This window comes from Oligoflexus tunisiensis, assembly GCF_001748245.1.
Lineage (GTDB): Bacteria > Bdellovibrionota_B > Oligoflexia > Oligoflexales > Oligoflexaceae > Oligoflexus > Oligoflexus tunisiensis.
This window is the reverse complement of the sequence record NZ_BDFO01000001.1, coordinates 867,724-894,082: the sequence shown is the minus strand read 5'-3', so window position 1 is coordinate 894,082 and position 26,359 is coordinate 867,724. Positions and strand designations below refer to the sequence as shown.

General features: G+C 54.9%; 25 protein-coding genes. 16 read left to right on the top strand and 9 right to left on the bottom strand.

The features are described from left to right. Window positions 1-18 precede the first annotated feature (18 nt). From pstC to OLTU_RS03950, 9 genes are all read left to right on the top strand, one after another. The gene (gene pstC, locus OLTU_RS03990) at window positions 19-930 is read left to right on the top strand and encodes a phosphate ABC transporter permease subunit PstC (protein WP_141731460.1); all 912 of its coding nucleotides are present in this window, start codon (window positions 19-21) and stop codon (window positions 928-930) included. Between the two features lie 59 nt (window positions 931-989). Further along, complete coding sequence (gene pstA, locus OLTU_RS03985) at window positions 990-1,871, top strand: phosphate ABC transporter permease PstA (protein WP_141736739.1); 882 nt, start codon at window positions 990-992, stop codon at window positions 1,869-1,871. Further along, window positions 1,868-2,626: a phosphate ABC transporter ATP-binding protein PstB gene (gene pstB / locus OLTU_RS03980; RefSeq protein ID WP_141731459.1), complete on the top strand. Its 759-nt coding sequence runs from the start codon at window positions 1,868-1,870 to the stop codon at window positions 2,624-2,626. The genes pstA and pstB overlap by 4 nt, the downstream gene beginning before the upstream one ends. A gap of 515 nt (window positions 2,627-3,141) precedes the next feature. Next, the gene (gene aspS, locus OLTU_RS03975) at window positions 3,142-4,947 is read left to right on the top strand and encodes an aspartate--tRNA ligase (protein ID WP_141731458.1); all 1,806 of its coding nucleotides are present in this window, start codon (window positions 3,142-3,144) and stop codon (window positions 4,945-4,947) included. Between the two features lie 4 nt (window positions 4,948-4,951). Beyond that, the gene (locus tag OLTU_RS03970) at window positions 4,952-5,905 is read left to right on the top strand and encodes a tetratricopeptide repeat protein (protein ID WP_141731457.1); all 954 of its coding nucleotides are present in this window, start codon (window positions 4,952-4,954) and stop codon (window positions 5,903-5,905) included. A 15-nt stretch (window positions 5,906-5,920) separates the two neighbouring features. Next, a complete protein-coding gene (locus OLTU_RS03965; protein WP_141731456.1) occupies window positions 5,921-6,304 on the top strand; it encodes a RidA family protein in 384 nt (127 codons plus the stop codon). A 213-nt stretch (window positions 6,305-6,517) separates the two neighbouring features. Next, entirely contained in the window at window positions 6,518-6,946 is a 429-nt protein-coding gene (locus tag OLTU_RS03960; protein WP_218109822.1) for a hypothetical protein, read from the top strand. 30 nt (window positions 6,947-6,976) lie between these two features. After that, entirely contained in the window at window positions 6,977-8,341 is a 1,365-nt protein-coding gene (locus OLTU_RS03955; RefSeq protein ID WP_141731454.1) for a hypothetical protein, read from the top strand. A 60-nt stretch (window positions 8,342-8,401) separates the two neighbouring features. After that, window positions 8,402-9,007, top strand: coding sequence for an NADPH-dependent FMN reductase (locus OLTU_RS03950; protein ID WP_141731453.1), 606 nt, complete (start codon window positions 8,402-8,404; stop codon window positions 9,005-9,007). Here OLTU_RS03950 and OLTU_RS03945 read toward each other — a convergent pair whose 3' ends face one another. Together OLTU_RS03945 and OLTU_RS03940 are read right to left on the bottom strand one after the other, a co-directional pair. Further along, window positions 9,008-11,140 carry an ATP-binding response regulator gene (locus OLTU_RS03945; RefSeq protein WP_141731452.1) on the bottom strand — a complete coding sequence of 711 codons (2,133 nt, stop codon included), beginning with the start codon at window positions 11,138-11,140 and terminating at the stop codon, window positions 9,008-9,010. A gap of 144 nt (window positions 11,141-11,284) precedes the next feature. Continuing rightward, complete coding sequence (locus OLTU_RS03940) at window positions 11,285-11,734, bottom strand: response regulator (RefSeq protein ID WP_218109821.1); 450 nt, start codon at window positions 11,732-11,734, stop codon at window positions 11,285-11,287. A 766-nt stretch (window positions 11,735-12,500) separates the two neighbouring features. On the opposite strand from OLTU_RS03940, the gene ffh reads away from it, so the two are divergent. Together ffh and miaB are read left to right on the top strand one after the other, a co-directional pair. Next, window positions 12,501-14,042: a signal recognition particle protein gene (gene ffh, locus OLTU_RS03935; protein ID WP_141731450.1), complete on the top strand. Its 1,542-nt coding sequence runs from the start codon at window positions 12,501-12,503 to the stop codon at window positions 14,040-14,042. Between the two features lie 21 nt (window positions 14,043-14,063). Beyond that, window positions 14,064-15,440: a tRNA (N6-isopentenyl adenosine(37)-C2)-methylthiotransferase MiaB gene (gene miaB, locus OLTU_RS03930; protein ID WP_141731449.1), complete on the top strand. Its 1,377-nt coding sequence runs from the start codon at window positions 14,064-14,066 to the stop codon at window positions 15,438-15,440. Between the two features lie 14 nt (window positions 15,441-15,454). Here miaB and OLTU_RS31765 read toward each other — a convergent pair whose 3' ends face one another. Together OLTU_RS31765 and OLTU_RS03925 are read right to left on the bottom strand one after the other, a co-directional pair. Continuing rightward, complete coding sequence (locus tag OLTU_RS31765) at window positions 15,455-15,601, bottom strand: hypothetical protein (RefSeq protein WP_176736315.1); 147 nt, start codon at window positions 15,599-15,601, stop codon at window positions 15,455-15,457. 10 nt (window positions 15,602-15,611) lie between these two features. Then, window positions 15,612-16,355 carry a DUF1573 domain-containing protein gene (locus tag OLTU_RS03925; RefSeq protein WP_176736314.1) on the bottom strand — a complete coding sequence of 248 codons (744 nt, stop codon included), beginning with the start codon at window positions 16,353-16,355 and terminating at the stop codon, window positions 15,612-15,614. A 150-nt stretch (window positions 16,356-16,505) separates the two neighbouring features. On the opposite strand from OLTU_RS03925, the gene OLTU_RS03920 reads away from it, so the two are divergent. Beyond that, window positions 16,506-16,886: a hypothetical protein gene (locus OLTU_RS03920; RefSeq protein ID WP_141731447.1), complete on the top strand. Its 381-nt coding sequence runs from the start codon at window positions 16,506-16,508 to the stop codon at window positions 16,884-16,886. Continuing rightward, entirely contained in the window at window positions 16,873-17,133 is a 261-nt protein-coding gene (locus OLTU_RS03915) for a hypothetical protein (RefSeq protein WP_141731446.1), read from the top strand. Before OLTU_RS03920 ends, OLTU_RS03915 begins: the two co-directional genes overlap by 14 nt. Before the next feature lie 2 nt (window positions 17,134-17,135). Here OLTU_RS03915 and OLTU_RS03910 read toward each other — a convergent pair whose 3' ends face one another. From OLTU_RS03910 to OLTU_RS03890, 5 genes are all read right to left on the bottom strand, one after another. Further along, window positions 17,136-17,831 carry a hypothetical protein gene (locus OLTU_RS03910; RefSeq protein ID WP_141731445.1) on the bottom strand — a complete coding sequence of 232 codons (696 nt, stop codon included), beginning with the start codon at window positions 17,829-17,831 and terminating at the stop codon, window positions 17,136-17,138. 99 nt (window positions 17,832-17,930) lie between these two features. Further along, a complete protein-coding gene (locus OLTU_RS03905; protein WP_218109820.1) occupies window positions 17,931-18,476 on the bottom strand; it encodes an RNA polymerase sigma factor in 546 nt (181 codons plus the stop codon). A 29-nt stretch (window positions 18,477-18,505) separates the two neighbouring features. Further along, window positions 18,506-19,303, bottom strand: coding sequence for a hypothetical protein (locus OLTU_RS03900; RefSeq protein ID WP_141731443.1), 798 nt, complete (start codon window positions 19,301-19,303; stop codon window positions 18,506-18,508). A gap of 40 nt (window positions 19,304-19,343) precedes the next feature. Continuing rightward, complete coding sequence (locus OLTU_RS03895) at window positions 19,344-21,011, bottom strand: caspase family protein (RefSeq protein ID WP_176736312.1); 1,668 nt, start codon at window positions 21,009-21,011, stop codon at window positions 19,344-19,346. A 102-nt stretch (window positions 21,012-21,113) separates the two neighbouring features. After that, window positions 21,114-23,768, bottom strand: coding sequence for a tetratricopeptide repeat protein (locus OLTU_RS03890; protein ID WP_141731441.1), 2,655 nt, complete (start codon window positions 23,766-23,768; stop codon window positions 21,114-21,116). Between the two features lie 238 nt (window positions 23,769-24,006). Between OLTU_RS03890 and OLTU_RS03885 the strand changes: the two genes are divergently transcribed. The 3 genes from OLTU_RS03885 (at window position 24,007) to OLTU_RS03880 (ending at window position 26,338) form a co-directional block, all read left to right on the top strand. Continuing rightward, window positions 24,007-25,437: a sigma-54 dependent transcriptional regulator gene (locus OLTU_RS03885; protein WP_176736311.1), complete on the top strand. Its 1,431-nt coding sequence runs from the start codon at window positions 24,007-24,009 to the stop codon at window positions 25,435-25,437. 63 nt (window positions 25,438-25,500) lie between these two features. Beyond that, window positions 25,501-25,746: a hypothetical protein gene (locus OLTU_RS32240; RefSeq protein ID WP_218109819.1), complete on the top strand. Its 246-nt coding sequence runs from the start codon at window positions 25,501-25,503 to the stop codon at window positions 25,744-25,746. A 46-nt stretch (window positions 25,747-25,792) separates the two neighbouring features. Next, entirely contained in the window at window positions 25,793-26,338 is a 546-nt protein-coding gene (locus OLTU_RS03880) for a crossover junction endodeoxyribonuclease RuvC (RefSeq protein WP_141731439.1), read from the top strand. The last annotated feature ends 21 nt before the right edge of the window (window positions 26,339-26,359 follow it).

Genomic DNA, 26,359 nt, shown 5'->3' with positions numbered 1-26,359 from the left:
AACGTAGGGGAGACCAGCGTGACGAGTCAGAATTGGGCCAAAATCAGTAACTTTCAGAAGTTCCGTGAAAAACTCGTCGTCAGGTCGCTGTTCGTCTGCGCCTCGATTTCGATTTTGACGACCGTCGGTATTATTTTCCTTCTGCTGGAAGAGTCCCTCCAGTTCTTCCGGCATGTTTCTCTCTTTGAATTCTTCGGCTCCACCGAATGGGCTCCTCTGTTCGAACCCACAAGCTTCGGGGTCCTTCCTCTGATCAGCGGCACGCTGCTGATTGCGTTCGGAGCCTTGATCTTTGCTCTGCCTTTGGGCGTTGGTATTGCGATTTACACATCGCAGTATGCCCAGGGCTGGTGGCAGAGAATTCTGAAACCTGTTCTGGAAATTCTGGCCGGCATTCCCTCGGTGGTTTACGGTTATTTTGCGATCACGCAGGTGACCCCGATGCTGCAGTTTCTCTTCGACGATGTCGAGGTTTTCAACGCGGCCAGCGCCTCCATCGTGATAGCGATCATGGTGCTGCCGACCATCGCCTCCATCTGTGATGACTCCCTGCGCGCGGTGCCTAAAACCGTCAAGGATGGTGCCTATGCTCTCGGGGCCCGCAAGTCGGAAGTGATTATCGACATCGTGGTCCCTTCGGCTTTGAGTGGAATTCTCGCCTCCTTTATTCTGGCCTTTTCGCGCGCCATTGGGGAAACCATGGCTGTAACCCTGGCGGCTGGCGGCACTCCCAATATGACACTTAACCCCTTCGAAGGCGTTCAAGCCATGACGGCCTATATCGCACAGGTTAGTCTGGGCGACGTTGCTCATGGCACGATCGAGTACCAGTCCATCTTTGCTGTCGGCCTTGTTCTCTTTCTGATGACCCTGGCCATGAATCTTTTGTCGCAATTCATTGTCAAACGCTACGCAAGGAAGTATGAATGACCGAGATACCAAGCGCTATGGGTGTCAAAAATCAAGTCATGCCTGGACAGGACAGCCTCATGCCCGATCGGGAAAACCGCAGCATCTTCAGAGTGAATTCGGAGCGGCGGCGGCGTAAGGAACAGGTTTTCAGGATCGCCATTTTTATGGCCACGGTCATGGCCCTGCTTGTGCTGGTTTACCTGGTCGCCAGCGTGGCCATGGATGGGGCCGGACGCCTGAGCTGGGATTTTCTGAGCAACTTTCCGTCGCGCTTTCCTGATAAGGCCGGGATCAAATCCGCAATATTCGGCAGCATCTGGCTCGGTGGGCTGACGCTGATTTTCTCGGTGCTGTTTGGGGTGGGCGCTGCGGTTTATCTGCAGGAATTGGCCAACAAAAATCGTCTGAGCAACATCATTGAACTTTCCATCTCGACTCTTGCCGGTGTGCCTTCGATTATCTACGGCATGCTGGGTCTTGGTGTTTTTGTCAATTTCATGGCTTTGGGTCGCTCGGTTTTGGCGGGCGCTCTGACCATGAGTCTTTTGGTGATGCCGGTGATCATCATCGCCTCGCGCGAGGCGTTGAAAAGTGTACCGGATTCCATTCGCATGGCGGCGTTTGCTCTGGGTGCCACCCGCTGGCAAACGGTCCGCGATCACGTTCTGCCGGCGGCCATTCCTGGAATCTCCACCGGTGTGATTCTGGCGATGGCCCGGGCCATGGGCGAAGCCGCTCCTTTGATTCTGTTGGGAGCTCTTACATATGTGGCTTATGTCCCCGAGGGACTGTTCGATGGTTTCACCGCGCTGCCGATTCAAATCTACAACTGGACGTCCCGGCCTCAGCCGGCGTTCCATGAACTGGCCGCAGCCGGCATCATCGTTCTTCTCATTTTCCTGCTGATCTGCAACTCAGCAGCCATTTTCATCCGTTCCAAGTGGGGAGCCAAAAAATGAGCTTCGGCAGTCCGATTCTGGAGACCAGAAATTTAAATGTTTATTACGGCCAAAAAAAGGTCGTTCGTAATGTTAGCATCAAGGTTCCGAAAAAAACCGTCACCGCCTTGATCGGCCCTTCAGGTTGCGGCAAGAGCACGCTGCTCCGGACCTTCAACCGCATGAATGATTTCATCGATATCTTTCGTCATGAAGGTGAAGTCCTCTTTGAGGGCACCGACATCTATCGCTCACAAATGGAAGTCACCGAATTCCGGCGTCGCGTGGGAATGGTCTTTCAAAAGCCCAATCCCTTCACCAGTTCAATCGCCAAAAACATCACCTGGGGTCCCCAAATTAACGGCTACCAGGGCAATCTCGATGAGCTGGTGGAATCCTGTCTGCGCAAGGCGGCGCTCTGGGATGAAGTGAAGGACAAATTAAACGACAGCGGCCTCGCCCTTTCCGGTGGTCAGCAGCAGCGTCTTTGCATCGCCCGCGCCATTGCCATGGATCCGGAAGTGATTCTGATGGATGAGCCCTGCTCCGCGTTGGACCCGGCTTCGACGCTGGCCATTGAGGACCTCATTCACGAACTCAAGAAGAACTACACGATTGTGATCGTTACGCACAACATGCAGCAGGCCGCTCGCGTGTCGGAATACACGGCCTTCATGTATAACGGCGATCTGATTGAATTCGACGGAACTTCGAAAATCTTCTCGCATCCGGAAGAGAAGCTGACCCGCGATTACATTGTCGGTCGATTTGGCTGATAACGCCGGGGGTGAGGCCAGCTGCCTCTCGCCCCAGCAGCCAGGCCGGGTGCGAATGCCGACCAACTCTTCGCCCAGGTCAACTGTCCCCCCAGCAGCCGGGTGCGAATGCCGACCAACTCTTCGCCCCAGGTCAACTCTCTCCCCAGCAGCCAGGTCGGGTGCGAATGCCGACCAACTCTTCGCCCAGGTCAACTGTCTTCCCGGTAGCCAGGCCGGGTGCGAATACCGACCAACTCTTCGCCCAGGTCAACTGTCTTCCCGGTAGCCAGGCCGGGTGCGAATGCCGACCAACTCTTCGCCCCAGGTCATCTCTTTCCTCCCCGTAGCCCACGCCGGGGTGCGAATCCTGAGGACAAACTCTTCTTTATCTTATGGTGGACCTCGCCAGCCGATGTTACATTAGCACTTTGTTTGGCTTTGGAAGTCTTCGCGGTCGCGGGCTGTGGAGATCTTCAGGCGCCCAATCCATCGCAAGCCGAATTGACTCCCCTTAAAGCATTGAGAGTGGACCCATGAGCACACAATTGGACGGTTGGCATCGCAGCCATAATCTCGGCGAATTAACAGCGCAGCACCATGGACAAGAGGTGACCTTGATGGGTTGGGTTCAAACCCGTCGTGATCACGGAAATCTGATCTTCATCGACTTGCGCGACCGCTTTGGTATCACTCAGGTTGTGCTGGATCCCGCGCGTACGAGCAATATTCTGGAAGTCGGCGAAAAGCTCCGCAATGAATTCGTGCTGGCCGTCAAAGGTGTGGTGAACAGGCGTCCTGAGGGTATGGTCAACCAGAAGGTGGCCACCGGCGCGATCGAAGTTCTGGTGGACGAAGCCAAACTGCTGAACCCCAGCGAGCCCCTGCCCTTTCAAATTCAGGATCAAACGGATGCCAGCGAAACGCTGCGCCTGAAGCACCGCTATTTGGATTTGCGCCGTCCGACTCTGAAAAACAATATACTGGCCCGTATTCACTTCGTGCGGGAAATGCGGCGTGCTCTCGAGGCGGAAAACTTCCTCGACATCGAAACGCCCTACCTCTACAAATCCACGCCGGAAGGAGCCCGCGAGTTCCTTGTACCGTCGCGCGTTCATGCCGGAAAATTTTATGCCTTGCCGCAAAGTCCCCAGCTCTTCAAACAGGTGCTGATGATTTCCGGCTTTGACCGCTACTACCAGGTCGTCAAATGCTTCCGCGATGAAGACTCGCGCGCCGACCGCCAGCCGGAATTTTCCCAGATCGACCTTGAGATGTCCTTCGTCGATCGCGAGCAGGTGCTGTCCACCATGGAGCGTGTCATCAGTCGCGCCTGGGAAAACGTGTCGGGCGTAAAGATACCGACACCTTTACCGCGTATGAGCTTTGATGATGCCATGGAATATTATGGCAACGACAAGCCTGACACCCGTTTCGAGCTGAAGCTGCAAAACCTGACGCCGCTCGTTCAGAAAACGGAATTCAAAGTCTTTATCAATGCCGTCAGTACGGGCGGAATCGTCAACGCCCTGCATCTGAAAGGCCAGGCGGAAACATTCAGCCGTAAGGATCTGGACGAACTTCAGGAAATCGTCAAGCAGTATGGTTCCGGCGGCCTCGCCTGGGCCAAGGTGAAGGAGGGCAAGGGTCAGGAAAGCTGGCAGTCGCCGATCGCCAAGTTCCTTGGTGATGACGTGGTCGACTCCATCAACACCCAGCTCGGTGCCTCCGCTCATGACCTGATTCTGATTGCAGCCGGTGACTATCGGACCACCAAGGCAGCGCTGTCCGCTTTGCGCCTTGAGCTGGGCAAACGTTTGAAACTCTATAACCCCAAGCAGTTCAACTTCCTGTGGGTGCTGGACTTCCCTTCATTCGAACGCGATCCGGAAAGCGGTCGCCTGATCGCCTGCCATCACCCCTTTACTTCGCCGCGCGACGAGGATGCCCACCTTCTGGAGACAGCTCCGGAGAAGGTGAAAGCCAAGGCCTACGACCTTGTCCTCAACGGCAACGAAGTGGCCGGTGGCTCGATTCGTATTCACGATCAAAACCTGCAGGCCCGAGTTTTCGCTTTGCTCGGCTTGACACCAGAGGAAGCTCAGGCGAAATTCGGCTTCCTGCTGGAAGCCTTGCGCTACGGCGCTCCTCCCCACGGTGGTATGGCTTTTGGTCTGGATCGCCTGGTCATGCTTTTGACTGGTTCTGAATCCATCCGTGATGTGATTCCGTTCCCGAAAACCAACAAGGCGGCCGATTTGATGACAGAAGCCCCAAGCGAAGTCACGGCCGATGAATTACGCAATCTGCACATTCGCGTGCAAAAACTGACTTTGGAGTAATGCGATGAGCGACGCTCGTCTTGAACATTGGCATCATTATCCTATGGGCCCGCAGCTGCGCCAGTACCTGGGCATCAGCGCTGGGGAATATACGGGTGATCGCTCATCACGACCAGATGAGAAGACCATGGCGGCTTTTCAGGATTTTCTCATGCAAGTCGTGAGAGAAAAGCCTGTCGCCAACCAGGAACTTTATGTGGATCTCATCGAAGAGTTGACATCCATGGGTTTGCCGCTGGTTGCTGTCGCTATAACCGAACAGTATCCACAGTTCACGATCGATACGGATTTCCGCGCGTGTCTCGCGTTGGGCTCTTCGCTCATGATGCTCGGTGAACTGGACGAAGCGATCGTCGTGATGAACCAGGCGAAGGCTCTGGCCCCTCAGGAACTGGCGCCATACGTGAATCTGGCGAGCATCGCCTTTTCGCAGGAAAAAGACGCTGACGCTCTGGAATTGATCGATAGCGGCCTGGGTATTGATCCTGACAATTTCCGGCTTTGGGAATTGATCGCTTCGATTTATCTTCATGAGGATCGAGTCACGGCTGGTGATCGGCTGCGCGCCAAAGCCACCGAAGTGAATTCCTACGCTGGCCTGTCTTTGGCGGCCGAGGTCATCGACCCGAACGATCGATTGCTCAAGGCGGAGCTTTTGGAAGAAGCTTTCAACGCCGGCGCACGCGATGACGATTTCTTAATTGAGTACACCGCAGCGCTTGGGTTAGCACAGCAATTTGAAAAGATCCCGCAACTGGTTTACCGTCTTGAACACATCGAGAAGAAGAAGGTTCACTGGAAGCTCTACGCGCATGCGGCCCAGGCATTTCTGGCTTTGAACAAAGAGGCCGAGGCTGCAACACTGATCAGCAAGGCGTCTCGATCGCCCGACATACCGGCAAATGTTCTGCAGGACTTGCAGAGCGTCTATGACGAACAAATGCAAGCGCATCACTGACAAGGGGATGGCGTGATGACTCTCAAAACCGTGGAAACAAAAAGCGCCCCAGCGGCGATTGGCCCTTATTCTCAGGCTGTCATACACGGCGGCCTTGTGTACTGTTCCGGACAGATACCCATCAACCCGTCCACCGGGGAGCTGATCGAGGGTTCCATCGAAGAGCAGACGCACCAGGTGATGTTGAATCTGAAGGCTGTCCTTGAAGCAGCGGGCAGTGGCTGGTCGGGAGTTATTCGCACGACAATCTATTTGCAGAATTTGGAAAATTTCGCCAAAGTAAACGAGGTATACGCAAGTTACCTAAGCAAACCCTATCCAGCGCGAGCCACAGTCCAAGTCGCCAAACTTCCACGCGGGGTTGGTGTCGAGATTGATGCCATTGCCTGTCAGATATAGTGATTGCCTTGGATATTACGAATAAGCCTGTTCGTGGGTGATGGTTTTACCAGAAGCGCAGTTTTGGATTTTATTTCCAAAAAAATGCGCCAGATGGGAGGTAAAACCCAGGTTGCTATGCTATGCTGTTAGTGAATCCATCAATTCAGATCTTATGGTACCGGGAGTCCAATGGACCGCAGGGCAACACTGCTGAAAGCAGCAGCCGTATGTATGGGCGCGTTGAGTCTGATGCTCTTGCTGGGAAATTCCATCAAGGCTGCACTCAAACCTGCCGTTTTGACCACATATGTAGAAATTGACGGGGTTGATTACGGCCCCTTTGATAATATTGAAGGCATGGAAAAATTTGCACAGGACGGCTTTCCTTTGGCCGCCAAAGCCAGTTTCGAAACGGTTCGTCTAAGCAGGGAGTTTGTGACAAGCCCCTCGCTTTACCTTTGGGCGAAAAATCAGACCAGTCGAAAATTTGGTCCAAAGGATATCCACCTGATCACCGAGAATGAGGAAGGTTACGTCGTATCGCGCAAGGTTCTGCAACTATGCCAGCCTCTGTCATGGTCAGTCGAATCTTCGAATCCTTCTCTCGGCGGTTTCAACGAAACTGTGGATCTGGCTGTTCAGAAAGTTTCCACATTTTAAGTTGAGACCCTCAATCAGACATGGAGTCGTATGAGCCGTCGCTCTCGATCACGGATGCGCTTTGCTACTGGACTTGGAGGCCTTATCGCCCTGCTTTGGGGTTGCCAATACCTTCTGGATCCGCAGCGCCACGATGAAAATGTTGCGCCCGAACAAAAGACCAACTTCAGTTCGAGCGTGAAGATCTATGTGAAGTCCGCGACCAACGCCAACGTCTACTTTGGTGAATTTGACCGCGAAAGCTGTGAGAATGGTTTCCCGCAGCAGTGGTCCATTTTCATGACGTCGGTGCTGGGCCAGCATCGCTTCGATATCGACTATTCCAATCTCGTTCACAAGAAGAAGAACGAAGTCGATATCAAGGTTCATCCGCAGCGCTATACATTGAAATACGACCGGATTCCCCCTAACCTCGCCACAGCCCTGCTCTGTGAGCGAACCGCTGAATCCTCGGTGACCTTTGCCCGAGAGGCGACGGCGGCTCGGGAAATCCTGCAGCCCCTCCAGCTTCTGGCCCCGGACTGCACCTTTGATTGGACCGAGGACAAGGGCCTCGTCTGCCAGCTGCAGCGTCCCACCGAAGCGGAAGTTGATGCATCGCTGGAAACGATCAAAAAGAACATGACGACCAAGTGGAATCATCAGCCTTATCTGCTGATCCGCCGCATGACCTTGACTTCGCAGCTTCTGGGAGCCTTCCAAAAACCCGAAAACCGCAGCGAGCTGGATAAGGTTTGCCGGATCATGCGCTTCTCGCTGCCGAATGAATTGCCCCTCAGCTTCCGTTCGAAACTCTGGCAGGACAAGGTGTGCCAGGGCAAGGAACGCGGCGACCGTGATGCCGCCTTGATGGCTCTTCAGGAAGCGGCTCAGGAAATTCAAGCACTGTCACGGCGTATTGAGGATGCGAGTCTGGTGGGACTTTTCACGCTCAGCATTCCGCGCGCTCAAAGCATGGCCAAGGGCTACCTGATCACGCTGCAGCCGATCGAAGCACCCTACATTTCCTCGGCCGATCAGCCCAATCAATCTCTGCCCTGCGTCTGGCATCCGCTCTTTTCCGAACAGACCGAAAGCCAGCTGATCGCGATGGATCTTGAGATGGTGGACAACAAGGGCTTCAGCACCTGCGCGGCTTCACCGGGACTGGTCAATGCCTACCGGGATGCGAACATCTATGTGCGTTCCAGTGTGGCCAGCGAAATGGAATTTCAAATCGCCAACGGGCAGTCCAAGAGATTGCGTCTGCCGACCGGTGAATACCAATACAGCGTCATCCAATACAATGGCCCGTTTCCCGAGGAACTGGTATCACCCGAGGAAGTGGCTCCAGTCTCCTCAGGCCAGATCAGCTGGAAAACCGCCCGCCCACACCTGATCATAAAAAGTTGGTAATCCACCCGGGAGAAGGTTTATAGTCGGCCCAAAACCGACTTCTCCCTGGAGGACCCGATCTTGAAAATCACCATTCTGAACGGCAGTTCCCGCAAGAAATCCCAAAGCGGAAAGGTGGCCCGCTATATCGAGGAGCGCTTGCGCGGACAGGCCGGTCTATCCACCTGGTTTCTGAGCCTGGAAAATAATCCCTTGCCGATGTGGGATGAAAGCATCTGGGAGGATGCTCCCATGTGGACCAAGGTCTGGAATCCCATCAAGGCCGAACTGCAAAGTTCAGATGCCTTTATCTTCGTGGTCCCCGAATGGAGCGGGATGGTGCCGCCGCAGGTCAAAAACTTCTTCCTGCTTTGCACCCATCAGGAACTCGGTCACAAGCCGGCTCTCATCGTCGCCATCAGCGCGTCGCGCGGCGGAGCCTATCCCGTCAATGAGCTGCGCATTTCATCCTATAAAAATACGCGCCTGCTCTATATTCCCGAGCATTGCATTGTGCGTGACGTGGAGCGGATGTTCAACGGCCCAACGCCGGAGAGCGAGGATGACAAATATCTCCGCGGGCGTCTCGACTACTGTCTGACCCTCCTTCAAGCCTATGGCCGGTCCATGAAGGAACTGCGGGCCACAGGCGTGGTTGATCATAAGGCTTTTCCGAACGGGATGTAATCAGGCGATGCGGAGCGCCCGGCACAGGTCGTGAATGGCCAAAGGTTTGGGCAGGAACGAATCAAAGCCGGCCGACAAAGCCGTCTTCAGAACATTGCGGTGGTTGTTGGCGGAAAATGCGATCGCATAGAAATCGTATTTCGCTACGCTTCGCAAACGCTTCATCAGTTCAAAACCATTCGAATCCGGCAAACCCAGGTCGGCAATCACCACATCGGGACGGAAGCTGCAGAAGGACTCATAGGCTTCCTGGGCATTCCCATGCGATCGCACCTCGATGCCGGTATTTTTCAGAATCGACTGGAGCAGCTCCTGGGTCATCTTATCATCTTCAACCAGAAGCAGACGCCGCGGCGGCAGACGGCCGTCGATGGCCACCAGCTGAGGTTTGGCCGGCGGCTCCTCTTCCACCAGCTCCTCCGGCTCAGGCACAGGGGTAGGCGCCAGCGCTTCCACGGCCACCTCCTCTTCCTGAGCAGCCGGCAACTGAATGGCAAAGGTCAGGTGATGCTGGGCGGCTTTTTCAAAGATGGACAGCTGCCCTCCCATGCTTTCCAGCAGGCGACAGGCCGTATAAAGCCCGACATCGAAATTCACCGCCAGCGCCAGCGCTTCCTTTGACATAAGGTTCCCGTCCACCAGTCCGGCCAGCACGCCCTGACGGTTGGTGTAATTCGAATGACGGAACTGCAGATGAATTTTCTGGGGCTGCGCATAGACGCGGATCAGAATCTGAGACTCCGGCTCACCAAAAAGAATCAAATGTCGCAGCAGGTGCTCCATCGACTCCTGCAGCGCAAAGGGCCAGCTCTGCACCGCCACCTGCGAGGCGATATTGCCCAGCGTAACGGTCACGGATCGTGCGGACGCAACTTCGGAGACATGCGGCAACATCTGATTGAAGAGCGTTTCCAGGACCACGCGCTCCGGCGGTCCCTGCATGCCCTGGCCTGGCATTTGAATGGCGTCCTGCAAACTCTGGAGGACCTGCATCTGTTTATCCGCCGACGTTTGCAAAATTCGCACGATGCCTTCCATTTCGGACTGCGTTTGCTGGCTCAAAAGTTTGGAGGACAGCACCACTGGAGTCAGATGCGCATGAAGTTCCTGAATGGAACGCAGCACCAGCCTTTGACTGGAATCCATGCGGGTCTTCAGCAGCTGATGCTCACGCTCTTCGGCAAACAGTTTGTCCTGCAGAGCCTTGCGTTGCGTCTCCAGCTGAGTATTTTCCTTCTTGATTCGGGATTTTTCTCGCAGGGACAGGTGCGCAAAGCCCCCCGTTAAAGCCGCAAAGCCCATCAGCTGCCAGACGCGGTGATAAAGATCCTGGGCATCGCGAAAGTCAGCGAAGTTCATGATATAAGCGCCATACACCGCCGTCGCCACACCGCGCATGCCGGCCCAGCTGGCCAGTAAAAGGCCCGCAATCCAAAGCCAGGGTGAAGAAAATGAAATTGGCTGGTGAGCCAGCTTCAGGCCCCAAAAAATAAGAGCCACACCGCCGAGAGCCGCTCCTTTCCAGGAAAAAGCGGACCGGGCCGGTGCCTCGGCGCTTTTTTTCTGATCGGCATGAAAGGGAACCAGGAGCAGAGGAATCAGGCACATCATATAGAATGGGAGCGTGGCGAGCAGATCCGTCGCATGCAAAACCACAGCGGGCACACCATTCCAGAACAGAGTGGAAGCATCCGTCGTGACCAAAGGATATTCAAGCAGCAGGATTTGATTCAACCCAACCCGCAGCACACTCAAGGCCAGAACCAGGCTGAGCGCCTTCACCACACGGCGTGGCGCCAGCTTCCAATCCCGCCCGTGCCAGCGGCTGAACAGCAAAAACAGGCCACCGAGCACCGTGGCCTGAATCAGAGCGCTGCTGATCGAGGTTGGAAACCATACCAGGAAAGAAACAATAGGCAGACCAAGCCACCTGAGAATGGAGGTGGTGCGCGTGGTCAGAAAAAGCCAGGCCAGGAAAAAAGTGAACGAGCCTTTCCAAAGAGGCATGGATGGGCCGCTTTGCTGCTGTCCAAATTCCAGGAGCAACCATACGAACACGAGGACCATGGACTCGGCGTGTTTACGCTCTTCGGCCACTTCCTGGCTGATCGCATGATCGACTGATGTTTTCACTGTTGTTCACTCCCCTGCCTATGAAGTTGTCCAGGAGAATGATGTGATCCCGAGCTGGCGGGCTGCAGACTCTGCCGAACAGTGTATGTTGCGACCGATGTATGCATCCTATCTCTCTGTCCAATCCTCACAAGAATTCGTTCATTAGTTGACCATACGACGCAATTCGCGCAATCGGTTTTCCGAATTGGAGCGACAAAGGTTCGTGGCCACGTTGAGGATATGGCTATAACCTTTTGATTTTTGCAGCACTGCCTTGACACAGGTCGGTGCATCGGCACATTCCTGGCTCCGGTCCTTGGCACTCACGATCACGATCGGCATGTGATGCAGGAGCGCATCGGTACAACGTGCAATTTCAATGCCCGTCGTGTAGCCGAGATCGTAGTCGAGGATGGCAACATCATAGTTGGAAAACAGGCCAATGAAACCCATCTCGTCAAGACTCACGTAGGATTCCAAGTGGACTTTCTCCATCATAGCCCAACGCTTCATGACAGCGATGAAGACGGGGTCATCATCGATCAAAAGTATTTTGGGGCTGTGTTGGGTTCCATCAGCAAGAGGTGCATGCGTTTTTGGTTCGTGAACCATTCCTTGGCTTTTATTCGTTGTTACCATAGCTCTATTCCTTTCCTGGAAATCTGCTGATAACTCTTTACGCAAGGGCCGCTGCCTTGGATGGAGCTTGAGCGCTTAGATCTTCGTTTCATTTTTTGATCGTTGAAGATCCACCGGAGAAGCGGCTGAGTAACTCAGGCTCACCAGGAACCGTCTCAGCCAGGTTTGATCATCATGAACAAAGCAATGCTGCCGCGATGATTTATCACTTCCGGTGTCGAAGCAATTGTGTTTGCCAAATCTTACTTAAAAATAAGAGTTTTAGAGAAAAAACCCAAATGGAGGATATAGATTTTCGCAGAAATTCTTTTACGTGTCCTTAAAAATCTTTTCAACTGTTGAAGTATCATTCCCCGAAAAATACTGAGCATCGGTGCGCGAGAAACCGCTCAGGTCGCCGCGCAGCTGTCTGACCTGCGGTCGTTGCAGGCGATCATGGCAAACCCTTGGCGGGAGCCGCTTCGCGACTTACCGAAGCGCCAGTCCTTGCAAAAACGAAAGGGCCATCGCCCGCATCATCGAAAAGGGTGTTCTGCGAACCTGTTATATGTCAATTTGATGCAGGCTGTCGGATGGGCCGAAATTTTGGAAAAATGCGGGGTTGAAACCCGCGCAATACCCCCCAAGACGCCGGCCTGAGCCTATTTCTGTTTTGACGAGGTAACAGAAAATAAGCTATACGCATAGCTTGCTTAGGGCTCCGCTCTCCCCATCCTCTTGCAGTCGAGGTGATCCAAATATGCTTGATGTTCTCAGCGAAGGCTTTAAAGAGGCCAAACTGAAGCTTAAAGGCAAAGCTGTTCTGAACGAATCGAATGTGAAAGAAGCGATCGATGCGATTCGGAAGAGTCTGCTCGAAGCTGATGTTGAATATTCTGTGACCAAAAACTTTCTGCAGCGCGTTCAGGAAAAGGCCCTGGGCCAGGAAGTGGCACTGCGTGCCGGCAAAGGCGATAGCCGTGTGGCGGTTTCGCCCGCTGATCACTTCGTGATGATCTGCAAAGAGGAACTGGAGCAGCTGATGGGTCCGGTGAATGCCGAACTCAACATGGCTGTGAACCGCCCGACCACGATCATGATGGTGGGTCTGCAGGGTTCCGGCAAGACGACCAGCACAGGCAAGCTCGCCAAATATCTTGTGAACAAGGATAAAAAGAAACCTCTGCTGGTTGCGGCCGATATCTATCGTCCCGCCGCTGTTCAACAGCTGAAGGTTCTGGGCGAACGCATCGGCGTTCCCGTATTTCATAAGGAAGGGGCCGATCCCGTCACCATCTGTAAGGAAGCCTTGCAAAAAGCTTTCGACCTCGGCTGTGACGTAGTGCTCTTCGATACCGCCGGTCGACTGACGATTGATTCCGCTCTGATGCAGGAGCTCGCTGATATTCAAAGCGCGACCAAACCCGACAACGTCCTGCTCGTCTGCGATGCGATGATGGGTCAGGATGCAGTCACCACGGCCAAGTCCTTTGACGAACGTCTGAGTTTGAGCGGCGTGATCATGACCAAGCTCGACGGTGATGCCCGTGGTGGTGCCGCCCTCAGTATCAAGGAAGTCACCGGCAAACCCATCAAATTCCTGGGTATGGGTGAGGACCTGGACCGTCTCGAGGAGTTCCGTCCCGAAGGTCTGGCCAGTCGGATCCTGGGCCTTGGCGATATCGTCGGCCTGATGCAGGATTTCCAGAAAGTGGCTGAAGAAGACCAGGAAGCGCAGGCGTTGAAACTGCTGCAGGGTCAGTTCAGTTATATCGACTTCTATAAACAGATCGAGATGATCCAGAAGATGGGCTCGCTCAAGGATCTGATTGCCAAGATGCCGATGCAGGACATGATTCCCAAGGGTGCGAACATCGATGACCGCGAGCTGACCAAGGTCAAGGCGATGATCGACTCGATGACCAAGCGGGAACGCATTGGCCAGGATAATTTGGATCGTCCGCGGATGGCCCGCATTGCCCGAGGTTCCGGCCGTCCTGTGAAGGAAGTCGAGGAACTGCACAAACGCTTCACCGCCATGCGCAAGATGATGGGCATGCTCGGCAAGAACATGGGTGGTCTGCTCGGCAAGATTCCCGGCATGGGCACCCTCGGTCAGATGAATAATATGCGCAAAGCGGCCTCGCAAATGGGCCAGATGCCCGGCGGGCTCGGCGGCATGGGCGATATGGGTTCGATGTTCGGCGACAGCGCCAGCAAACCGAAGCCCGCTTTTGATCGTGAAAAACAAAAAAAGATGCGGAAGGCCGCGAAAGACGCGCGCAAGCGAAACCGCAAATAAGCTGGATATGAAGGACAGGTTATGAGCAAGAAAAAGGTGTTTGTGGAAACCTGGGGCTGCCAGATGAATGTCGCGGACAGCGAGACCATGCTGAGCATGCTGCAGGCGCAAAACTATGAAACCACCGATCAGGTCGAGCAGGCCGACCTCGTTTTGCTCAACACCTGTCACATTCGCGAAAAGGCCACCCACAAGGTCCTGAGCCGCCTCGGGGCTCTGCGCCAGGTGGCGGAACACAATCCCAACATGAAGATTGCCGTCGCCGGCTGCGTGGCTCAGGCCGAAGGCGAAAAGCTTTTGGACAAGGCCACCAATATCGATATTCTGCTCGGCCCTGGCAAGATCGAACAGCTGCCCGAGCTTCTCAGCCGGCATGAGGAGAGCGCCAAACCCGTGAGCGCCCTCGGCTTTAAGAAAGGCCGTGGCGATGACAAACCGCATCATCCGGTTGAAATGCCGACCACGGTGAAACCCACTGTAACCGGCAAGACCGAGATCACCCGTTATGTGAATATCGCCCAGGGCTGCGATAACTTCTGCACCTTCTGCGTTGTGCCCTTTACCCGCGGCCGGGAGATTTCGCGTCCCGCGGCCGAGATCGTGACTGAGGTCAAAAATCTATTGGCCGATGGCGCGCGCGAAATCACTCTTCTGGGGCAGAACGTCAACAGCTATGGCCATGACCTCGTCCGTGATCAAAAACTCGCTCCGAGCGCACATGGCCCCTTTGTGGACCTGCTGGAGGAGGTGGTCCAATTGCCGGGTCTCGACCGTCTGCGCTTTACCACGAGCAATCCCCACGATTTCACCAAACCGCTGGCCGAGCTCTTCCGGACCTGGCCGAAAATGGGTCGCTACATTCATCTGCCGGTCCAGTCGGGCAACGATGAAGTGCTGGAGCGCATGAAACGCAAAGTGACTGTCGCTGAATATTGGGAACGCGTGAACTGGCTGCGGGATGTGGATCCTGAAATGGCGCTTTCCACCGACCTCATCGTGGGCTTCCCTGGTGAAACCGAGGCGCAGTTTGAAGACACCTTGAAACTGGTGGAAGCCGTGCGCTTCTCCTTCATCTTCGCCTTCAAGTATTCACCACGCAAGGGGACAGCCGCCGCCCGTTTCCGTGAGCAGGTGCCGGAAGAGGTGATGTCACGGCGTCTCGCGGCCTTGAATGAGCTGCAGGATCGTATCACCCTTGAGATGAACCTTGGGGAGATCGGTCGCACGCGGGAGGTGCTTTGCCACTATAAGAGTCGCAAGGAAGAGAACGTCTATTACGCCCGCACGGAGCAGTTCCGCCTGGTCAAGATTCCAAGCGATCACGACCTCGTCGGCCGCATCGTGAACGTTGAGATCATCGATGCCAATAAAACTGCATTGGTGGGTCGCCTCGTTTAGCAGTGCCGGCTCGACTATTTCTTCCTGCTTGTCTCCGGTTCGGGCCGCGCGATAATGCGGCCTTCACGGATATCCTTGGAAAGTTGTGTGCAGAACCAGGCGTAAGCGGCCACACTGATCACAAAAACCAGACCGGTCACAACATAAAGCGCAGAATACATCAGCTTATCCTTAGCGGGGTGCCGAGAGACTCAGCCGCGAGGTCCTGCCGCGCGCGCCAACCACTGGAATTTTCACATTCCGAACCGGTCCATCCATCAGCAATTCAATCGTTTCGTTCATCTTATCAGGCGCGGCTTCACCTTTCCACCGCACCACGACTTCCCATGCCCCTTGGACAGGGTAAACCTGAACCTCCAAAGTATCCTCGTTGTACAGCACTTTCTCAATATGCAAAGTTTGCTTGGACGCCGCCCTCACCCGCACTTTCACTGCCTCATCGTCCAGCTGCACCACTGGCGGGGCCATGGTAATCAGCCGCTCAATGGTGGCCCGCATGCGAAAGACGTGTGGCCGCTCACGGTCCTCATTGGTCAAAATCACAAGTTCCTTGTCGAAGCCCCCGATAAAATGCGTGGTATCCACCTTCACGACCAGCTCGCCCTGGACGCCCGGACCAAGGTCCTGGCCGGCGTGCAGGGACTGCGAGACGCAGCCACATTCCTGATGAAGGCCAAGGACGCGCACCGGCGCCCCTTTTTCCTCCCGATACGGGAAGCGGAATTCCAGGGGATCCCCCTGCTTCACCGACCCGCGGGTCTGGTTATAGGAGTCAAAACGCAAAGACCCGACCTCGCCTCGAATGGCTTCCATCAGGCTCGTTTCATTCTCATAGCCGAAAACCCCGGTGGAGAGCACAAGCCCCAGCAAAAGGCTTCCCAACCGAAATCCACCATTTTTTGTAAAAAAGACCATGGACATCCCCTCCTCGCATGGAAACAAAGCCTCCAGCAGGCTTTTCTATCGACAGATTTTCCGGGAACTCGAGGCACCTTACGGCCAGGCAGTTTCTGCCTTCAAGCCAGGCTCCAGGGCAACCGATGCCAGTCATGGAGGTCATGATCCATGAAGGATTGGCTTGAGTTTATACAAAAGGATGTCCTTGCCATCTTCGCCGAACTTTCGATGAAGGATCTGCAGTATCCTTTTGCGCTGGTCCTGTGGATCATTCTTGTTTCACTGCCGCTGCATGGTGTCGAACGCCGCGATCACATCGCCGGCATGAGTTACACCCTCTACTGCACAGCCACCGCCATCATGCTTTTTCTGGCGTTGCCTGGCAGCTTCGCCGATTACACGGACATTGGATTTCACATAGCTTTTGTTTCATTTTTTGTCGGCGTGACCTCGTATCGATGGTTCTATTCCAACGACACGCTCATCATCGTCAGTGACGGCAAACTCAAGAAAAAGAAAGTGCAGGAGCTGGATCATGAGAAAGCCTGATTTTGACAGCCGCCTCTTAATCTATCGTTCAAGGCAGATGTCCCTGATGATGCTGATGGCGCTGACCACCACAGGTTTTACGATACTGATTGTTCAGGGCACGGAGAGTAAGATCGGCTGGTGGACAATTGGCGTTCCCCTATGTTTGATCGGCGGCCTCTTTATCCTGTTTCCGCCGACTGAGGAATGGGAATATAAGCCCTGGCAGGGCAAGCCCCGGAAAGTCGAACAGCATTTTGATCGCTGATTTTAGCGTTTGATTTTGAGCGGCACTTCTTCCAGCCAATAGCCGGAACGTTCCGCTGCGTTCAGATCCTGTTTATTGAGGGGTCGATCGGTGACCAGAACCGCAAGCCCGTTCCGCGCGCGGACCAGAGAGGTAAAATCCACCCGGTCGATGCCATTCATCACGACCTTTTCCGAGACGGATACACTCAGGTTGCTCATTTCCAGATGCAAAAGCTCACCCTTCATGAAACCCACGTGCACATAAACAGGCTGGCCGCAGTGCAGTTTCAAATAACTGCTCTTATCGGCTTTGACCAGATAATGGGCCCCGGCAAAATCCGGCGTTGTCCCATCGCTTTCAACAATCGATGATTCGCAGGCAAGGCGCGAGGCCTTTGTGATTCCTTTGGTGACAAGTTGCGGTTGGTAGGACTCGTTCTCACTCATGCGTGATTGCACGAAGAGCACAGCCGCGGCTGCTGCCAGAAAGGCGACTGTTCCGGCTTTCCAGGGAGAACGGGAACGTGGGATGGATATTGATTTTGTATTGGAATTGCCTTGTTTGTTCAGAAGCCTTACGAGCCGTTCGGAAGTTTGATCTTCAGCGACATCCAGCTGCTCATCGCTCAAGCTGTCGATTTCCGCCTCATGGATTCTTAACAATTCCCGGAGTCTGGCTTCATCCTCCGGGCCTATCCTGATTTTCCGAACTTCCATGGCAATCCCCTTGTCTTTCTCGTCGTCGAGGCTATGGCCTCATAACTCCAAGAACACTGGGGGTGTCATGATATTGCAAGCTGGTTAAAATTTCTGTAACTAGCTGATTTCGAGGCCTTTTTCTTCGGCCAATTGGATCATGGCCTGGCTCACAATCAGCCTAAAGCGGCGGAGATGGGACAGCACGGTGTTTTGGTTCATCTGCAGGTTATCGCAGATTTCCTTGACCGACATTTGTTCCAGATAGAAATAGCGGGCAACCGTAGCGCGTGGCTCACCTTCATGCATCTGAATCAATTGCCGCAGAAGGGTCAGCGACTGCTCAAAATGCAGCGAAGCACACTCGTCATCAGCCACCAGGATCACTTCCATACCGGACGCACCATCCTCTTCCGAGATGGCATCGGTGCCCGACACGGAAACCGTACGTTTGGTCTTGCGCAGCTCATTCAAACAGCGATTGCGGGCAATGGTCATGAGCCAGCCGCTGAACGCCGCCTGCTCCTTGAGCGATCCCAGGTTTTGCCAGGCCTGAACGAAGATGTCCTGAATCAAATCATCAGCCGTGGCATCGTGAAATTTGAAGCGTGAAACCACCGCACGCACGGCCTGATAGTGTTTTTTGTAGAGGGTTTGAAAATCCAACTGGGGGCTTTCTTTCGTCACTTGCCTATTCACTCGCGAGCCCCCAAGGTAATCGTGTCCTGCCATAGGATTTGGTCTTGAGGCACCACTGTGTCCTTGCTGAGTTCCTTATCCGTAAGAACTAAACTAATGGACCAGGGTTTCCCTGATTGCAATGAAAATCGCGCAATTTGCCCATCGCGTAAGATTCTCTGACGTTCACCGTTAGTCACTGGTGTGATGAGCGTCAGTGTCTCGGGACCTTGAATATCCGCGCGCATAAAGCCTGAGCTGCTGCAGCGGAAACTCACTTCCACGTCCGCACCGGCATCACCCACAAAGCCCAGGCCGTTGGCGGCTGGAGTTACGGTTGAACCATCCCCTGCCGTGGCATCCAGCTCACAATCCGCAGCGGCTGCTTCTCCGGCTGTGCCTTTGATTTGAACATTCTTTTCATTCATCGTCAGGTTTTCACCCTGCGGACGCACCATGACAAAGATCATGGCAGCGGCGGCAGCCACGCCGATGAAAGGCAGCATTTTGTTTTTCCTGGGGCGATTCAAAGGCAGGACATCGGCCGGTTTTTGCGGCTCCGGCGCAGCCTTGGGCGTCTGCTTCAGCTTCTCCTGCAGAGCAGCCCAGTTGCGATCCATTTCTTCCGAATGCGATGGCAGAGTCTCGGGCGCCTTACGAGCCAGCTTGCGAACGGAATCCTCGAGACGATCCTCCCACTCACTCAATTCCGCGTCCGAGGGGTTGGCGGCATCCAGCTTCTCCTCTTCCTGGCGCATGAGCTCCCGAAGCCGTTCCATATCGCCTGGTTTGATCGTAATCTTTTTATCTGCCACGACTGTCACGTCCTTTGTTAGGGCTCCGGACTCGCGGCTCTTACCAGAAAGTTCCGACGTAAACCGCAGCCGTAGGAGCCATCAAAACGCTGGTCTTTTCGACCGTAAAGTTCCGCACCAGGTCCAGCCGGACTTCAGCGCCGGCCCGAATCAAATGGTAAACCCACATGGTATCGAGTCCTGTGCCGAGACTCAAGCCTCCGGTCACCACCAGCTTTTCCTGCTGATCAAAGGCCCCGCCGTCCCCGTCATCAATGACGCGATTCAACATCAAGGTGTTGACCCCGGCCAGCCAGCGCGCCTCGGTGCGAACCGATCGATCGGCCGTGGAGAGGGAACTCAAGGTCATCCGCCGCGACGCACCGATCATTCCTGCCATCATACTGCGTTTTTGGTCAAAGCGCCGGTCGGGATAATCATCGACTTTGATTTTTTCGTCCTGATCGGGGAAGTAGCTGAATTCCGCAACCAGATCGTAGAGCCAGAACGCCTCTTCCCGCACATAACGCAAATTCATGCCCTGCGCCGCATTCGGGGTATAGCCCTGATTGACGTTCCGATTCAGAAATTGATAATTCCTCACACCCACCGTGAGGCTGTTAGGAAGGCGTGGCAAAAGATAATTCGCTACGGAATATTCGCGGCCGGCCTGGAAGTTCACCACCCGATCGGCCAGAACCTTCTGGGTTTCAGGGTCCTTCAGGGTCAGACGCACATCGCCTTCCGGTACGGTCAGGCCTTTGGAAACCGTTCCGTAATCCTTGCCATCAATGCTGACGACCAGTTTGGAAAAGCGATCCATCAGGGAGAACAGACTCGCCCCCTTGTCCCTTTTCCGCACGGCACCGGACACGATCACCGGGTCGGAGCCCAAAAGTTCCATGATGGCGGAAGGTCTTTGCCGGCCCTTGGTGTATTCATAGGTCGCCTGGGACGCAAAGGCATGAGCTTCCGTGATCGACACCGCACCATCGCCGTTGCGATCGCGACCGAAGCCATCGATCAGAAAGTGCGTATAAACATCATTCTGCAGACGCTCATCCTCCAGAGCCGGTTCGCGCCAGCCGCTGGCCGTCAACACGATCGAGCCTTCGGAACGCTCCTGAATCGGTTCTTCAAAATAGGGCGCCTTCAGCTGAGCCAGGGCCCGTTTCATTTCCGGAGTCAGAATCGATTTGCCCACACCTGAGTGACAGAAGGCCAGAATCAAAACCTTCTTGCGCGATTTCAGCTGCTGGAAGAGTTCCATCAGATGATCATAATCCAGCGCTGTTTTGCGGGTGTTCTGGGGATCGGTGTCGCTGGTGATGATATAGCGGCCCACCTTGCCATCGTCCTTGTAGGCCACCGTTCCGTGCGTCGACACATAGACGATAACCGTATCCTCTTCGTTACGGTTATCCTGCTTCAAACGTTCAAAGGCTTTGATGATGCTGGATGCGCTCACCGGCTCATCCTTGTCGGTGACGAGTTCACCGCCATCGAAGCTCTGGCCGGGGGCTTTGAAATACTGGTAGATATCCGTAGCATCCTTGCGCGCATAACGCAGCGGATGCCAAAGATTGCTCTGAAATTCACCGACGCCAATGGAAAGGACGAATTTCTTGGGGCGCAGGCCTTCCGCGGCGGAACTCTCCGCAGCTGTCAGGCGAAGTGCAAAACCAAAAGTAAGGGACAGGACGAAACCAACTAATGTATTCGTTTTCACGGTAACTCCCAGGTCTTAAGCCGCGCCAACTTACCCTACAAATTCATGTTAAGTCAATTCCATTTTCCACCCGGATCGGCCTTCTGGTCCGTGATTGCGCCTTCATGTTGGATTTTTTGCGGGAGCCAAAACTGAAGTCAAATACACTTCCTCCGGGAATTGCCCGATCGTGAAGTGTCCGAGGCTCCGCCGCAATTCCCCGTAAACGTCGGAAACGATCCAGTGTTCAAGGTCCCAGCGCAGGCGCAGGGGAGCCCGCATTTTCTCCAGACCCTGCAGAGCGAGGGTATGGTCCTGCAGAAGAGTCGTGGTCAGACGCGCCAGAAAACGGCTGATAATGCCCTGGGCCTCTTCATCATCAAAGCGCCGGGACTGCTGCGCAAGCTCATACCAGGCCTTTCTCTGGGCCGGGGTCAGGCTTCGGAGCCAGCGGCCCACCTTGCCCTGAGCCGGAGTTTCCGCGCCGCGCATCATGCGGGGGATGATGCTTTCAATTTGATGATGCAGAAGGCTGAGCTGCCAGTCCCAGGCTGTGACGCCAAGCCTTTGCGCCAGGGTCACAAAGAGCAGCGACCACTTGGAATCCAGCAAACTGGCAAAGAAGGGCGGCTTCGGCTGCCAAAGGCCACTGGGATTCGGCGAATAAATCTTCTTCGGCTTTGGCATCCAGGTGATTTTTTCGAGCGCCGCGTGAATCTCATCCTCGACTTCACTCAGGACCTTGGGTTTTTTCACAGGGGTGAGCTGCGGATGCAGGGACGCGAGCAGCTCCGGGATCAACGGCCCGACCGTGAGGATGCCTTCCACCAGCTTTCGTTCATGTCCATCAAAGCTATGGACGACCTTGCGAACCTGGGCATCGGTCAGTTCCAATATCGAAAAATCGCGCCGGCGTTCTCCACAGATTTGCCAGTGACGCTCCAGCTGCTCATTCAAAACCGTGCGATGCTTCAGGACGGTCGCCACACGCCAGCAAAGGTCATAGCGTTTCAGGGCGGCTCCGAGTTGCCAGATGCGGCCGAGATCCTGATTCACATAATGCAGGCTGAGCGCCTTGCGATCGAGAATGAAGAGTTCGAGACCCCATTGATCGCGTTCCCGCGCGAGGTTTTCGAGGGCCCGGATCACTTCACGGCTGGGCTGAGCGACCTGGACCAGGAAATTGCAGACATCCTGCTCGTCAATGTCCTTGCCCTCACCCACGAGGCGGACCATCAGGAGGAGCTTGACGCGCGCCGGTTCCTGCAGTCGTTCCGTTTTGCTGACCCATTGCAGAAGGTGGCGATGGAGCTGAACCCAGGTCAGCGGCAGAGCCTTGCCGCTGTGTTCGGCGGCCTCGCGATAGGATTTCCGCGCATCCCAGAGCAGGTTTTCCTGCTGGCCCTGACTCCAGGCAAACTCATGCAGCATGGCCACGGCATGCCAGAACCAGGTCTTGATCGGATCCGGGAAAAGATAGGCCCGTACCGGAGCCCAAAGCGCATGATCAAAGGCCGGTTTATGAAACTGGGTGGCCTTTTGAATGAAGAGCGTATTGATTTGAGGCAGCAGATATTCCAGCTGATGATACTGCAGGATGGTTTCGGACAGGGCCTGCCAGGCTTCCGGTTGTTCCGGCACCCAACGCAAGGGATCCTTCAGCAGTTCGTTGAGCGCAGCCCGATCCTTGGGCGAGGCGGCTTCAAAACGCTGCATGCGGAGCAGAAAGGAATCAAGCAGGGCCACGCGGGCCCGCCAGTCGAGTTCCCTTTGCAGTTTTTGTCCATAAGGGCAAAGTCCCGACTCATCCCGTTCAATGCGAATGTCGAGCAGAAGGTCGAGGGCTTTTTGAAATTCGGGTGCCTGACGGGAAATGGATTCCAAAAGGCGAATGGCCAGCGCTTCATCGCCATCTGCGAGAGCCTGACGACCGAGCACCAGGGCCAGTTCATTGTCACTGCGCTTGAGCAGGGATCCGAATTCCTTCTGGGCTGACCAGATTTCGCGATCAAAGCGGCGGAACCATTTGAAGGCTTTTTCCGCTTCACCGGCCCGAATATAGGACCAGCACGCGTAGAGGCGTTCCACCGGCAGCAGGCGCAGCTGCAGGTCTTTCCTGAACATCAATCCGTCGAGGATGGCCCAGCGTTCCGCCTGCCAGAGCTTGACCACGAGATGGGAACGGAGATCGCCATCGATCAGTGTATAGAATTGAACGTCCTGCTTCAGAAAACTGCCGAGCACTTCCTCAAGGTCACTGACCGAGCCATAGAGCAGAGCCAGATCCACAATACGCGCCGCCATTTCCGGGCGAGGGAAGGCTTCAAAGAGCTGCCAGGCTTCCTGGCGAAAGGCCGCCCAGTTTTGTTCCGCTTCAACCTTATGTCTGAGCTTAAGCTCCGCTTCCAGAGCATGATCCAGACGGGTCGTCGCCGCCTTGGCCCCTTCCATCGTGGGCAAGGGCTGCTGGGGATTGGTATGTTCCGCGAGCACAGCCCCACGCGTGGGCCTTGCTTCCGGTTGGGCTGCGATGGGTATGGTAATCGAACCCGTAATGTCGTCAGTGGCAAACTGGGGCATGGATTCGACCTGAGCACCCGGCCTTGAATCTTTGACTTGGGTATCTTCTTTCATTATGGAACGACGGAGTCCTTCCACCGTGTCCGGTTGCAGGCCCAGTTTTTCAATCATACGCAGCAGACGCAGGCTTTGCGGCAGGGAGAAATCGTCTGAACTCAAAGCTGGGGGCGTAACAGACTGGTTTTTATCTTTCTCCATGCTGTCCTCCTGGATTGCTGATGACAGAGAGAAGTGTCAATAGGGCATTATAACATTTTAACACAGTTCTGGGGTGATTACTCACGGCGGTTTACTGGCTGCTGCGAACAAACTTTGGGAAACCAAAGTGCAAAATCCCGCCGCTCTGGCAAGCACGCCCTTGACCTTTCCCGGGTCTTTTTATATGTCTGCGGCAGTCGGGATCAAAAATTTCAAGAGCTTACCAGGACACGATGACATGATCCATCTTCTCGCCCTCGATTTGGATGGCAGCATAGTCGATCTCATCGAACGCGAATCGCGTGATGAGCTCGAGTGCTCCGTGCATACGGCGAGTTACCACTATGAGCTCGTGGTGAAGTGCCAGGAAAATCGTTACGACGCCGTGCTCATTGACCTGGATCACCCACGTTCGGGAAGCCTTGAGGAAATCGACCAGCTGAAAACCTTGCAGCCGTCGATTCGTTGCTACGTGCTGACCTCGCTGCCTCAGTGGGAGCAGGCTTTGCAGGCCATGAAAAGCGGGGCGGATGATTATCTCGCGAAGCCCGTGCATCCCGATAAAATCCGCGCGATTCTGCAGAACCTCAACAAGCGTCCCGTGCATCGTCTCACCGGGGATTTGAAGCTCGAATTCAATAAGTCCAAGCGCATCATCGGCCGTTCCACGGCGATCAAGAAGGTTTATGACCTGATCCAGAAGCTGGCCAGGGTCGATACCTCGGTCTTGATTCGGGGTGAAAGCGGAACCGGCAAGGAACTGGTCGCGCAGGCTTTGCATTACAATTCCTCGCGCAAGCAGGGGCCCTTTGTGGCCGTGAACTGCGGGGCGATTCCTGAGACGTTGATTGAGTCGGAGCTGTTTGGTTATGAGAAGGGCACCTTCACGGGTGCGGATAAGAAAAAGCTCGGCAAGTTTCAGTTTGCCAACGGGGGTTCGATCTTCCTCGATGAGATTGGGGACGTGTCGCCGCAGATGCAGGTGAAACTTCTGCGCGTTCTGCAGGAGAAGAAGATCACACCGGTCGGCTCCAATCAGGAAATTCCTGTGGATGTGCGTATCATCTCTGCAACGAACAAGCCTTTGGAAAAGATGATGCAGGAAGGCAAGTTCCGTTCGGACCTTTACTATCGATTGAATGTAATGCCGATCAATCTGCAGCCTCTGCGCGAGCGCCTGGAGGATATTGAAGACCTCTCGGCCTTCATGATTGAGAAGTTCAATCGTTTGCACGAGAGACAAATTCGCTGTTTAACCCCCGAAGTCGTCCAGGCCCTTCAAGGTTATGACTGGCCCGGGAACATTCGTGAGCTGGAAAATGTGATCGAACACGCCTTCATCATCGAAGGCACCGATGAAATCCATCTCGATTCGCTGCCGCCTCATATTCAAAACCAGGCTCCCGAGATCGACGAACCGCACCATGAAGTCGGGGAAACGTCCCGCTTTCAGGAGGAGCTCCGCACCATCGAACAGCTCATGACGGAGGCCAACTCCCTCAAATATCCGGAGCTGAAGGAACAGTTCGAAAAGGAATTCATCAAACGCGCCCTCAAAGCCTTCAACGGCCGTATCAATCAAACGGCGGAACAAACGCAGATGACCAAGGTCACGCTGCTCCGCAAGCTGGAAAAGTACAACATCAATCCGAAAGAGTATCAGCATTGATTCTGCGCTGATTGGGTTCGCCGCACGCTGATTTTCACATCATGCGTCCACTTCCGTCAGCCCGTGCGCCCTCACTTCCGTCAGCCCGTGCGCCCTCACTTCCGTCAGCCCGTGCGACCTCACTTCCGTCAGCCCGTGCGCCCTCACTTCCGTCAGCCCGTGCGCCCTCTCTTCCGTCAGCCCGTGCGACCTCACTTCCGTCAGCCCGTGCGACCTCTCTTCCGTCAGCCCGTGCGCCCTCACTTCCGTCAGCCCGTGCGAAGCACACGGGCCCACATGATGCGCGCCTCACGTGCGAAAACCTTATAAATTTTCAATAATGCTGCTATGATGTCCCCAACCAAAGGAGACCGCCGTGACGAACCCTGACGTATTTCGCATCATCGGCATCGACCCGGGTTCCCGAATCACGGGCTTCGGCGTCCTCGAACTGCCGCGCGGCGCGATCAATTTGAAACGCGTGCAGATCGTGGCGGTGGGAGCCATTCGTTCCAAAACCACGCTGCCTCACAGCGAGAGAACCGGCTATCTCCACGAAGCGGTGCATCAGCTCGCCGGTCAATACAAGCCTGAAATCTGCGTGATCGAACGCGCCTTCACCGGCGTCAACCCCTACTCGGCCCTGCGCCTCGGGGAAACGCGGGGCGCGGTGATTGCCGCTGTGCGCCGCCTGGGAATTCAGGTCGCCGAGATCACCCCAACCGAAGTTAAAAAAATAATCACCGGCCAGGGTCACGCGACCAAAGAGCAGATTGCCGCCGCGTTGAAATATCTTTTGCAATTCGAGCTCGGCGATTTGCCCCATGACGCCAGTGATGCCGTTGCCATTGGGTTGTCCTATGGCTTATCTTTAGGAATCCGAAGCCCATCGCCTCGACCTCGTCACGATGCCTTAGGTTAAACCTTCAAGGGAGTGCCTCTT